Origin of the sequence: Campylobacter geochelonis (assembly GCF_013201685.1) — a bacterium.
In the GTDB taxonomy this organism is placed as follows: Bacteria; Campylobacterota; Campylobacteria; order Campylobacterales; family Campylobacteraceae; genus Campylobacter_B; species Campylobacter_B geochelonis.
Genome location: NZ_CP053844.1, coordinates 138,268 through 150,060 on the forward strand (window position 1 = coordinate 138,268; position 11,793 = coordinate 150,060).

Here is an 11,793-nt window from a genome sequence, read left to right on the forward strand (position 1 = left end):
TTACCTAAATTTAAGTAGATATAAGATTATATTAGATATAATCAGCTTTCATTCTAAATTTTTAAAGGATTAGCATGCCAAAGATGAAGAGCGTTCGCGGTGCAGCTAAGCGTTTTAAAGTAGGCAAAAACAAGATAAAAAGAGGCTCTGCTTTTAGAAGCCATATCTTGACAAAAATGTCTAGCAAACGCAAAAGAGATCTTAGACAATCTCAGTATGTAGACGCGACAAATGTTGCAGCTGTGAAAAAAATGCTTGCTGTGTAACAACGCACAAGTTAGAAGTTTTTGACAAAAGTCATTCAAACTCCCCTAAATTTGTAAAGTTTAAGGGCAAGACCCGCGAGGGCGCCATTTTGTGAAAGGATAAACATGGCAAGAGTAAAAACAGGCGTAGTTAGAAGAAGACGTCATAAAAAAGTTCTAAAGTTAGCAAGAGGCTTTTATAGCGGAAGACGCAAACACTTTAGAAAAGCTAAAGAGCAATTAGAGAGAAGTTTATGTTATGCATACAGAGATAGACGTAACAAAAAGCGAGACTTTAGAAGACTTTGGATTATAAGAATCAATGCGGCATGCAGATTAAACGAGATTAGCTATTCAAGATTTATGAATGGTCTTAAAAAAGCTGGTATCGAATTAGATAGAAAAGTTCTAGCTGATATGGCTATGAACGACCCAGAAGCATTTAGCGTTGTAGCAAAACAAGCTAAAGCAGCTTTATAATTTAAGGGCGAACTTGCCCTTAAATTTTTACTTTTTAAAATAATCAATTTTATTTTTCTACTTTTAAGAACAAATTTATCAAAAGCAAAGCTAATATTTAGAGATTTATGTAGCTCGCTAAGGCTATGTTTATTAAGCTTTTCTCTTAAATAATGTCATTGCAATGATACTATTTTAAGTCTTTTTTAATGTTTCTATTTTTTATCTGCAAATTTATCTGTAGTATGCTCTTATTATACGGCTGCAAAACTGCTTATAATTTGGTATATTTGTGTTACATGTAATTTATATATTTTGCATAAATTTTTATGTATCTTAAGCAGTTTATTAAAGATATTCATAAAAATAACATGTATAAGATATGTTTTGCATTTTAAAGCAGAATTTATAATACTGCTAAACTTCAAAACTTTACCAACTTTTTGTAAAAGTTTACGCTATAAATTTAAAAGTAAAATTTGCTTAGCAAAGAAAATATATAAGATGGATTAGCCTATTAAAACCAACTTCAAAACTTTTTACACTAATACAAAATTTAGCACAGCCAAAACTGAGTAAATTTAATCTGTTTTCATAAAATCCTTATGCCAAGCTTATATCTACATTTAGCTAAAAATAGCTTTCACCATGGACTAACCACGTTTCAAATCCCAAAAAATACGAATTTTCAAAACAAAAGTCCTAGCAAAAATGCAAGATAAACTTACTCATAAAAAACGGCGTCAAAAGTATGTTTTACATCGCCTTTGAAGTAAATTTTATCATCTTTAAATTTAAACTCAATTTTTTCACCACTTTTTGGATAAAAGATTTGATTTCCTAAATTTTTATGAACTAATCCAGCATAAAAACAAGCCGCCATACCAGTTCCGCAAGCCTTTGTCTCATCTTCAACGCCTCTTTCATAAGTTCTTACTAAAACTTTATCTTTGTAAATTTGAGCAAAATTTACATTCGCGTTGTATTTCTCTCTCATTGCTCGCGCCAAGTCTAAGTCAAACTCACTAACATCGCTAACAAAGCTAACAAGATGAGGCACGCCAGTATCGTAAAAATACCATTCGTGCGAGCTTTCGTTAAAACTTTTTGCTAACTCTTTTACGTTTGTTAGTTCAACTTCGACCGCTGCAGTTTTGTTTTCTAGAGCGCAAATTTCTCCGCTTATCACGCCTGCGCCACTTAAAAATTTCATATTTTTCTTTGCTAGACCATTTTCATATGCAAACATGCAAGCCGCTCTTGAGCCATTTCCACACATCGCCGCAAAGCTTCCATCGCTGTTATAAAACTCCCATTTAAAGTCATTTTTGCTATCAGGAAGTATCACTATAAGCCCATCTGCACCGATTCCATAAAATCTATCACAAATTTTACGAGCTAACTCGCTTCTGTTTTGACTAACAAGACTAACAAAAATGGCAAAATCATTGCCGCTGGCACTATATTTTGATATCTGCATAAATTTCCTTTATCTTATGTAAAAATTTCTCAACCTCGACCTTCAAAGCCTCTAAATCAGCACTATTATCGATGATGAAATTTGCTAAAGTTCGTTTTTTTTCAATGTCAAGTTGTAAATTTAGCCTTGCTAACACGGCTTCTTTTGTTAGTAAATTTCGCTTCATAACTCTTGAAATTAGCGTAGTTTGTGGCGCGTAAACTACTAACACTTTATCAAACTGCTCATAACTTTGTCTTTCAAAAAACAGTGGGATATCGACAAAATATGGCTTTTTTTCCGCTTCGAGTTTACTTGCCAGGGCTAAAATCTGCTCTTTGATTTTTGGGTGTAAAAAATTCTCTAGCTTTTCAAGCGCAATTTTATCGTTAAAAACTAGTGCACCAAGCTTTTTTCTATCGACTGTGCCATCTTTGATAAACTCATCACCAAAGATTTCAGCGATTTGTTTAGATGATGAGTTTAAAATTTCATGATTTATCCTATCGGCATCTATAACGCAAAACCCGTGCTGTTTTAAAAGCTCACAAACCGTGCTTTTTCCGCTACCGATACTACCAGTTATAACTATCCCGAAGTTGTATTTTTGCATATTTGCTCCATATTTAGTGGTATTTTATCAAAATTTAGCTAAAATTTAATGCAAAATTTTTAAAGGATAAATTTATGATAAGCTACAAAGATGCAGGTGTCGATATCGATGCTGGAAATTCGTTTGTTGAGGCGATTAAACCGTTTGTAAAATCGACATTTAATGACAATGTTTTAGGTGGCATTGGCTCGTTTTCTGGAGCTTTTAAACTTCCAAGTGGATTTAAAAACCCTGCACTTTTGGGCGCTACTGATGGAGTTGGCACGAAGCTTAGACTTGCTATTGACTCAAAGAAATTTGACACTATCGGCATAGATTTGGTTGCGATGTGTGTAAATGATCTTATCTGCAACTTCGCTACTCCGCTGTTTTTCTTAGACTACTACGCGACTGCAAAACTTGATGTAAATGAAGCAAAAGATGTTGTAAAAGGTATAAGCGAAGGTTGTAAACAGGCTCGTTGCGCGCTAATTGGAGGCGAGACTGCCGAGATGCCAGGGTTGTATCAAAAAGATGACTTTGACTTAGCTGGTTTTGCTGTTGGAATGGCTGAGGTTGAAGATATAGATAGAACTAAATTTGTAAAAGAAGATGACGTTTTAATAGCGCTTCCAAGTAGCGGAATTCACTCAAATGGTTACTCGCTTGTTAGAAAGCTTTTTTTTGAGAAGCTTCAACTTGATTTTAGCGAGCAAATCGATGGGAAGAATTTAATAGACGTTTTGCTTGCGCCAACTAGAATTTATGTAGATGAGTTTTTGCGCCTTAAGCCGTGTATAAATGCGATGGCGCATATAACAGGTGGTGGGATTACTGAGAATTTACCGCGCGTTTTACCAGATGGTTTGCAAGCAAATGTTAGATTAAAGGCCATAAATTCGCCAGAAGTGTTTAAATATATGTCTAAATATGTAGAAAAAGATGAGATGTTTAGGACATTTAACATGGGTGTTGGAATGGTTTTAGTAGTAAGTAGAGCAAACGTTGATACAGTTCTTGAAAACTGCGATGGATACATCATCGGCGAGGTTGTTCGCGGAGAAAAATGCGTTAAATTTATATAGTGTTTTTTAATCTTCAAGGTTTTTTATTTTAAACCTTGAAGGCAATTTTAGAAATTTAATTGCGTAAGTTTTGGTGACTAAATATTTAAAATTTTTATTTATTGGGCAATTTTTGATTAGTTTATAAAAAGTTGCTTGCTTTGTTGGCGCAAAGTTATCGTTTTTGAAATTTTTTATGAGTTTAAGCCTGAGCTTGATTTGATGACTATTTTGCTTGCTTGAAATAGTAGTTTGTGGCTGTTTTATATTTAGTATGATTTGATAATAAAGCTTGGTTATTTTTTCTTGCGATTGTGTTATTTTTAGTTCAAAACTATCTAAATTTATATAGCTTAACAAATGCTTTGGCTCGGTTTTATAGTCTGTTTGACTCTCTTGTGATATATTTTCAAACTTCGTGTTGATTCATAATATTTTTTAAGTCTATTTTTTCAAATCTTTTCGTTAAATACAAATAAATTTGAGGTTTTTTCAAGAAGTAATAAATTTATATTACAAAAATAATATAAAAAATAATGAAATTTGAACCAAATTTGCTACATCATCATCGTTTAAGTAATAACTAAGGTAAAAGTATAAAATCGGAATTAAAAAGAATTATAAAGCACTGAAATAACGATAGTATGGGCTTTTGATTGAACTAATAAGAATTGAAAAGTAGGTTAAAATAAGTGAGAAAAATGATTTATGGTGGCCCCGAATGGACTCCCAAAACACTATTAAACATTGATATATCGTTGTTCTCAACCTTTTAGTCCCATATTTTATAGGTGGGACTAGAAATCTTAAAAAACAGTGTTAAAACATATTAAAAAACGTGTGAAAATTCGTGAAACTTAAACAAAAACGGCTTAAAAATTGAGCCGATTAAGCGTTTAAGCTTAAAGCTATAATTTAACACACCATAAAATTTTCTAAGACAATGATATCAAATTTTTAATTAAAATGCAAATTCTTTTTAAGGGGGTGCAGTTTTTTTTGTTCGCCTTTTTTTGGTGCGATTAATGGTAATTCATCACGGCAAGGCGAGTCAAGGGCGTCGCTTCGCTCGTGGATTGCCGGTTGCACCGGCAACCCTTGACACACCAGCCGCGATGAATTAATCTCGCACCAGCAAAAAAAAGCAAACGCAAAAAAAGAAAAAACATTCTTTTTCTCTCTAGGGGGGGGGTTATTATTAATATCAAGTGGTTCGATGTTTTTACTGTCTAGCCCCCATTTTAAGGGGAGGGACAGGGGGAGGGGGTTTTATACCCCAAAACCAAAACCCTTTGAATTTTGATTGTTTTTCAACTGTTGTTGCTTCTTTTTTTCAATTTCAGCTTTCGCAGCGGGGGAATTTAGAATTGATTGAGTGCTAATCCACGTTGGGATTAAATCATAAGCGTCTTTTATTAAATTTAAATCAATATCCTTATTTTTCAAACCATCGATTTTGGCGACAGAATCTTTATTTAGTTGTTCTAAATGAGCATAATGTTCGCGTTGGGCGCCAGCTTCCCTCAATTGCTCTCGAACCCCCGCCACGTGGGCTTTTAACGTCATTTTTAAGGAGTGAATTTCCACAATTTTTACCCTGTTTTTTAGTTTATCGTTTTCGATTTCGAGTTCGGTTGTGGTTGAATTTTGAGGGGTTTGAGTGGCTTTTAACTCCTTGTTTTGGGCTTTTAACTCGCTGTTTTCGTTTAATAAATTCAAAGTTGAAATTTTATACATTGAGTTTTCGGACTCGAGTTTATCGACTTTGGCTTTTAAAATTTCATCGTTTTTATTCGATTTCTCGACTTTTTGGGCTTTGAGGTCGTGGATTTCATCTAAAAGCTCGTTTTTTGCTCGTTTATGCTCTTTTGATGTTCGAGATAACAACGTGCCAATACTCTGAACCAAAGCACCCGCAATAAAAATGGAGTTCCAAAGGCTCGATTTTAAGGCACTTTCAAGCTCACTATCGCCCCATTTTTTTTGACTGAATTCATCGCCAAGCTCCATTAAAACGTTGTTTTTTATGGCGTTTATATCCGTTATCTGATTGATAAATTTATCGAGTTCTTTTTCATCAAGCCCCAATATATCGGTGTTTTCGAGCATTTTGAGTTTTGAATTAAATTTATCGGAAATTTTAGTGTAAGACTGATAATCAACCCCCTCTTTTTTCATTTCCTCGAGGGCAGTTTTAAAATTGCTCCAAACTGCCGATTTTAGGGCGTTTTGGGCTTTGTTTTCGGCTCGAACTTCTATTTTTTCTACATATACATTGTAATTTTGGTTTGCTTCTTCAATTTCTTGTGTTTGAATTTTGTTTTCTATTTCTACTTTTTTAGCTTTTAGGTTCTGAATTTCGGCTTTTATTGAGTCTATTTGATTTTTGTACAAATCAGAATTCCCAATCGAACAGCCGTAGGCAAATAAATCTCTCCACTGTCGGTCTTTAGCGTTCAACTCAAGTTCTATTTTTTGCAAATCTTCCTTGTAATTTGCCTGAATTTTTGGTCGATTTTTTAGCCGTTCAAGTTCATTTTTTAGGGCTTTTATCTCGATTTTTAGGGGCTTTACGGCTTCTTCTTGTGCTTTTATGTGTATTTTGTATTGTTTGTGTTCCAAACGTTTACGTTTTGAGCCAATTTCGCCCCGTTCCAAGCCCGTAATCTCGGCTATTTGGGTCTGCAGGTCACGCATTTTTTGGGGGTGGCGAAAATTTTCCCTCGTTAGTTGCATTCCATTTTCATCGACTGAAAAAAACACCAAGTGTCCGTGGAAATTTGTATGAAATTTGCCCTCTGAATCGTAGTAGCCCTCGTCCCTGTGAACCGCCATCGCGAGGCACCGATATCCCATCGTTTTCTCCACAGTTTCCGCTATTTTTTGCAACGTTTCAAGGTTACAGTTCTCGTCCAAATTTACAACCATTTCCTGCAATGTATTTTCGCTAGACCATTTCGGATAACGTCCGACTCGTTTTTTGTATTTTTCGCGGGATTCTTCTTGCCATTTTTTCCATTGTTTTCGGGCAGTTTTTGAGTCGGTTGAATACTCGTTCAAGGACAACCTCTCCTTGTACACAGTTTTCGCCAAAAATCCCTCGCGAAAAAGGTGTTCAAAACACAAAATAAGGGCTTTTTGAATGTTTCCGCTTGATTTTCTATTAGCCATTTTTTTAACTCCTTTTTTTGCCCCCTTGTGTGGCTAAAAAAACCCATTTCAATACCACCTGCGGTAGTATTGTTTAATGGGCTCATTAAACGTTAGCAGAGCTAACGGGGATGAGGTTTTAAGAGCCACAAGGGCTCTCAAAACGATGACGATTGGGTAACAGGTGTGCTAGTATTTTCAACCATTTTTGAGGGGTTTTGGACGATTAAAATGCCCAATTCCGCATCCAGTTGCTCCAAGTTTTTTTGGATTTTTTCTAACGCAAATTTTGCCTTCAATTCGGCTTTTTCGGCTTCTTGAATCTTCGATAATAAGTTGTAAATTTTTTTAACATTTGTTCTCATTTTTTTTGCTCCTTTTTATGTAATTTGTATTACTTACTTACATTAATTATAGTAAAAAAATTTACTAATTCCAAATAAGCATAGCAGTAGAAAAGAAAGCCTGTTGGCACAAGGTGCCAACAGCCCTAAATACCCCCATAATCGCGGTCAGCGATTATGGATTTTCTTTCTATTGCTTGCCCATCAAACAATCCTGTTTTCGGCGGTTCTTTTTGTGGTTTTTTGATTGTTTTTGGCTCTTCTGGCTGTTCAAAATATGGGCTAGTTGCAACAGTATAAGTTACGGGTTCTTGCTTGATTTTAGGGGCTTTTTTGACTCTTTTTTGATTTAGTTTGAACTTAGCTTTTAATTCTTCAATTACTTGTTTAACATCTTCTTTTTTTGTTAAATTCTTAGCTTGTTTTTTCAACTCGGTTTTGAATTTATTTAGTTGATTTATTGTTATTTTTCTTGAAAATTTGTAATTAAAATGATATCGACCGCCCTTAAACCTAACTTGCATATTTATTTTATCGATTTCTCTCTTTCTTGTTTTTTTAGGCGCTGGAACATATGGGACTAGAACTGTTTTATTTATCACAAACTCTCGATTTTTAGGGGCTTGTGCGGGTTTTATACGTTTGAGTTTTCTATTTTGAATTTGGCGTTTTTTTGACTCAAGTTGCTCTGCAAAAAATTCTTGAAGCTTTTTACAAATTTGAAGCCAACTAGTCGAATTCCCCACATTGTGTGTGATGTAATAAAGCTTTTTATCGGCTTGAACTCCATAGATTTTAGCTGTATTAAAAATTTTGCCCTCATCGGTTTTCGATGTAACCTTGAGAAGGTAGTCGGGGTTGCAAACCTCCCCAACAGCCCCATTTTTGGGGTATCGGGCGGTTAAAATCTTCAGAATTTTTGATTTTTCAAATGAAGAACAAAATAACGTTGCGTGAATGTGCGGAGTGCCATCATAGTGGCGCTCCAAAACATATGTCGTCCACGTTCGATACTTCTTTAAACCCCTTGAAATCGTGATTTGCAAGTGGTTTATGAGCTTTTTGGCAATTTCTTGATTGTTGAGAATTCGATAATATTGTCTTGCTTTGGTGTTGTAGGCTTTTGTTTCAATGCCGATTTCTTGGGCGTTCAGACACAATGTTATCGCGCTAACTTCGAGGTTTTTGCATAAATTTCTATTTTCATTTATCTGTAAAAACAAGTTATCGTTAATTTTTTGTTTACCTTTAGGTTGGACTGTAAATATGCCGTTTTCATCTTCAAACTCCCTGTAGATGGCGTTTTCGAGCATTTTATTTAAGTCGAAATTTTGCGTATATGATACACGTCTAACCTGCTCCCCCATAAAGACATCAAAATCATCGGTTTTTTTAAGTCGATACTCATCCCAAATTTTGCTTATTTTTCTTTCCTGTTCTTTCTTTTTTGCTTTAAGATACCGAAAATAAGGGGGTTGGCGAGTTGTTTTTAACATTCGAACCCCCTTGAATGGGACTTAAAATTATAAATACAAAATAAGCTAACTAGAGTATAATTACAATAGTTTTTTAATAAAACATTGTTTTGTAACCCCCATCTTAACACACCATCGGGGGTTGCTCTTAAATTAAGCCAACACATCGATTTCTCCAATTTTACAAATATAATCAAGCCAAAATTCAAGTACTTTTCGAGTGTCATTTTCATATGTGCTTTTATCATATGTGCCGTGCGTCGAGCTTCCAAGTGTCGAGGAAATGTCGTGAAATAGGCACTTCTCGATTGCTAGTCTCGAATTTAAACCTAGCTCTTTCCCGCAAAAACTTGACAAAACTTTTCGCAGCGAATGAAAAACGAACCTTGAACCCTCGTGAAATTGCATATTCGAGTAGGGTTGAAGTGCCTTGCTGAGGGTCGAATCGCTTAAAATCCCGCCCCTGACCCCCGGAAAAAACAGGTCGTTTTGGAAGTCGAATTTCAGTAGCCATTCTGCAAGTCGAGATGGAATCCCCAACCGTTCATTTCGGTTTGATTTTGTTTGATTTGCGCTGAATTCCAAATAATACCCATTTTCGTTTTTTTTCAATTGCTCTTTTTTCAATTCTCTTACATTTTGACTTCTTAATCCCGTTAAAAGTCCCAAAACAAGGGCATTACGAACTGATTTTGTGTTGTTATATTTGAAAATATATCTAATTAAATGTGACAACGAGGTTGGGTCATCGGGGGATAAATAGCCATATTCCCCCAATTTAACAGAAAAAATTTGTTTAAATCTCACATTAACCAAGGGGTTGTCATTCAATAAACCGCTGGCTGCGGAGAAATTCAAAACAGAACGAGATAGATTAAAAATTTGCTCTGCCGTCGTGAATTTTTCTTGAATATGGTATCGCGTGCAAATACCGATAAAATCGGATTTTTTAAGACTTTTTAGTGATTTATTGTGAAGACTTGTTAAAGCCCTAAATAATTTTTCGTTTTTTGCCATCGTAGCGGGTTTTAAATTGCCACATAGTTGTATTTTATATCGCTCAAATGCCGATTTTAAGGTGGTTTGCTCGACTTTTGGAGAATCATTTTTAAGTAGTTCGACAGCTTTTAATGCAGTTTTAAATTTTAGTTCGGGGAATTCCCCCAATTTGGTCAACTTGTCTTTATGACGATAGTAAAACGTTTTTGTATAACGCTTGCCGCGCTTTTTATTTTTCTTTATGCGAATTTGCAAATTTGGGGCCAGAACTTCCTTATAAAGGGAATTGTAGCCGATAGGGAGTTCGAAATTAGAAATAACCGCGTCCGGCTGGGCTTTAAAGCCCGTACGCTCCGTAATTTTTTGAATAATGTTAACATTAAAAACCACTACATATCCTTTTTTTGTTTTTTAGGTATGTAATTAATTATAACGATTGGCACGCTTTTCAAAAAGTTAATGGGACTAAAAATAATTTAGTCCCAAATTCAGTCCCATTTAGTCTCAAATTTTGATAAAAATTTGAAAAATTAAATTTCTTCGCACAGAGTGAAAGAATTTGAATTTTTTAGCGACAAAGAACCATTTAACCGAGTTTAGTAAGATTCATAAGAAGCATTGAGATGGGGGATATATGAAATATAGTGGTGGTCCCGAATGGACTCGAACCATCGACCACTACCATGTCAAGGTAGTGCTCTACCAACTGAGCTACGGGACCAAATAAAGAACTGCGATTATACCATAATAAATTTAAATTTGGTCTTTAACCGACCAAATTTAGTTATATTTTATTTTTTAATAAGATTTTTTGGGCTTCCATCTTTGTTATTTCCAACCGCTTTAGCCACAAAGTATCCAACGATACCAGAAACAAACGAGCCAAAAAGAATAGCTAATTTATCTGTTCCATGATACAACTCCATTGAGTGCTGTCCATATGCCAAGTTATCAACAAACAAGCTCATAGTAAAGCCGATACCGCATATAATGGCTATCGCGTAGAGTTGTTTCCAGTTAGAATGCTCTGGAAGATAAGCAAATTTAAGCTTGACAGCAAGATAGCTAAATAAAAATATACCGATTTGCTTGCCAAGAAATAGCCCTAAAAATATACCAACCGGCACGCTTCCTAGCAAGTAGTTTGCATTTAGTCCATGTAAATTTACGCCAGCATTTACAAAAGCAAAAAGTGGTAAAATAAGAAAATTTACAGAAGTAGCAAGAGCGTGCTCCATATCTTTTAACATCGAGCCGTTTTTGGTATATAAAGGTATCGTAAATCCAGCCACAACTCCAGCGATAGTAGCGTGGATACCAGAATTTAGGACAAAAACCCACAAGATCAAACTAAGTATCACATAAGGAATTTGAGTGCTAACTCCTAGTCTGTTTATGATTATCAGTAGCGCAACAACTAAAGCTGCAAGCGCTAAAAACGTTAAATTTAGAGTGCTTGAGTAAAAAAGTGCTATGATTATAATCGCACATAAATCATCCATAATCGCAAGAGTTAAGACAAAAATTTTAAGACTTGATGGAACTCTTCTACCAAGAAGTGCCAAAACTCCAACCGCAAAAGCGATATCGGTTGCTGTTGGTATCGCCCAACCTCGTATGGCTTCTGGATCTCCCCAGTTAATAGCAGCAAAAATTATAGCAGGAAAAAGAACCCCACCAACTGCGGCAAAGCTCGGTAAAAAGACTTGTGAGAAGTGTTTTAGCTGACCTTCGACCATCTCTCGTTTTAGTTCAAGTCCAATTAGAAAGAAAAATATCGCCATCAAAGCATCATTAACCCAAAAATGAAGCGGTTCGTCTAGCTTAACACTGCCAAATCCAATGGTAATGTGAAGATGTAAAAACCAGTTGTAAATGCCGCTTAAAAAGCTTAAATTTTGAAATATCAGTGCAAAAACAGCCGATAAAAGAAGTAAAATACCAGCGCTGCTTTCTATAGCTATTATTTTCTTTAAAAATTTGGTCAATGTAAATCCTTTTTATTT

The 11,793-nt window shown here is 35.1% G+C and carries 11 protein-coding genes and 1 tRNA gene; 3 read left to right on the plus strand and 9 right to left on the minus strand.

Translation table 11 applies throughout. The features are described 5' to 3' along the window. Positions 1-74 precede the first annotated feature (74 nt). Together rpmI and rplT are read left to right on the plus strand one after the other, a co-directional pair. A complete protein-coding gene (gene rpmI, locus CGEO_RS00625; protein WP_075494229.1) occupies positions 75-266 on the plus strand; it encodes a 50S ribosomal protein L35 in 192 nt (63 codons plus the stop codon). 105 nt (positions 267-371) lie between these two features. Further along, entirely contained in the window at positions 372-725 is a 354-nt protein-coding gene (gene rplT, locus CGEO_RS00630; RefSeq protein ID WP_075494228.1) for a 50S ribosomal protein L20, read from the plus strand. Between the two features lie 703 nt (positions 726-1,428). On the opposite strand, the gene dapF is transcribed toward rplT, so the two are convergent. Both dapF and coaE read right to left on the minus strand, forming a co-directional pair. Continuing rightward, entirely contained in the window at positions 1,429-2,184 is a 756-nt protein-coding gene (gene dapF / locus CGEO_RS00635; RefSeq protein WP_075539914.1) for a diaminopimelate epimerase, read from the minus strand. Beyond that, positions 2,165-2,776 carry a dephospho-CoA kinase gene (coaE, locus tag CGEO_RS00640; RefSeq protein ID WP_075493979.1) on the minus strand — a complete coding sequence of 204 codons (612 nt, stop codon included), beginning with the start codon at positions 2,774-2,776 and terminating at the stop codon, positions 2,165-2,167. The genes dapF and coaE overlap by 20 nt, the downstream gene beginning before the upstream one ends. A gap of 74 nt (positions 2,777-2,850) precedes the next feature. On the opposite strand from coaE, the gene purM reads away from it, so the two are divergent. Continuing rightward, a complete protein-coding gene (gene purM, locus CGEO_RS00645; RefSeq protein ID WP_075539913.1) occupies positions 2,851-3,840 on the plus strand; it encodes a phosphoribosylformylglycinamidine cyclo-ligase in 990 nt (329 codons plus the stop codon). A gap of 936 nt (positions 3,841-4,776) precedes the next feature. On the opposite strand, the gene CGEO_RS10255 is transcribed toward purM, so the two are convergent. The 7 genes from CGEO_RS10255 to nhaA form a co-directional block, all read right to left on the minus strand. After that, complete coding sequence (locus CGEO_RS10255; protein WP_277995642.1) at positions 4,777-4,908, minus strand: hypothetical protein; 132 nt, start codon at positions 4,906-4,908, stop codon at positions 4,777-4,779. Between the two features lie 180 nt (positions 4,909-5,088). Next, a complete protein-coding gene (locus CGEO_RS00650) occupies positions 5,089-6,990 on the minus strand; it encodes a hypothetical protein (protein WP_172658055.1) in 1,902 nt (633 codons plus the stop codon). A 137-nt stretch (positions 6,991-7,127) separates the two neighbouring features. Then, positions 7,128-7,334, minus strand: coding sequence for a hypothetical protein (locus tag CGEO_RS00655; RefSeq protein ID WP_075539910.1), 207 nt, complete (start codon positions 7,332-7,334; stop codon positions 7,128-7,130). 125 nt (positions 7,335-7,459) lie between these two features. Then, complete coding sequence (locus CGEO_RS00660) at positions 7,460-8,809, minus strand: hypothetical protein (protein ID WP_075539909.1); 1,350 nt, start codon at positions 8,807-8,809, stop codon at positions 7,460-7,462. Between the two features lie 132 nt (positions 8,810-8,941). Continuing rightward, the gene (locus CGEO_RS00665; RefSeq protein ID WP_075539908.1) at positions 8,942-10,177 is read right to left on the minus strand and encodes a tyrosine-type recombinase/integrase; all 1,236 of its coding nucleotides are present in this window, start codon (positions 10,175-10,177) and stop codon (positions 8,942-8,944) included. 255 nt (positions 10,178-10,432) lie between these two features. Then, positions 10,433-10,508: transfer RNA gene (locus tag CGEO_RS00670), tRNA-Val, on the minus strand. A gap of 70 nt (positions 10,509-10,578) precedes the next feature. Next, on the minus strand, positions 10,579-11,775 hold the full coding sequence (nhaA, locus tag CGEO_RS00675; protein WP_075539907.1) for a Na+/H+ antiporter NhaA: 1,197 nt from the start codon (positions 11,773-11,775) through the stop codon (positions 10,579-10,581). Positions 11,776-11,793 lie beyond the last annotated feature (18 nt).

Bases quoted from the DNA above. Each gene is read 5' to 3' on its own strand.
- rpmI (WP_075494229.1), top strand. From the start codon at position 75: ATGCCAAAGATGAAGAGCGTTCGCGGTGCAGCTAAGCGTTTTAAAGTA.
- rplT (WP_075494228.1), top strand. From the start codon at position 372: ATGGCAAGAGTAAAAACAGGCGTAGTTAGAAGAAGACGTCATAAAAAA.
- dapF (WP_075539914.1), bottom strand. From the start codon at position 2,184: ATGCAGATATCAAAATATAGTGCCAGCGGCAATGATTTTGCCATTTTT.
- coaE (WP_075493979.1), bottom strand. From the start codon at position 2,776: ATGCAAAAATACAACTTCGGGATAGTTATAACTGGTAGTATCGGTAGC.
- purM (WP_075539913.1), top strand. From the start codon at position 2,851: ATGATAAGCTACAAAGATGCAGGTGTCGATATCGATGCTGGAAATTCG.
- CGEO_RS00650 (WP_172658055.1), bottom strand. From the start codon at position 6,990: ATGGCTAATAGAAAATCAAGCGGAAACATTCAAAAAGCCCTTATTTTG.
- CGEO_RS00655 (WP_075539910.1), bottom strand. From the start codon at position 7,334: ATGAGAACAAATGTTAAAAAAATTTACAACTTATTATCGAAGATTCAA.
- CGEO_RS00660 (WP_075539909.1), bottom strand. From the start codon at position 8,809: ATGTTAAAAACAACTCGCCAACCCCCTTATTTTCGGTATCTTAAAGCA.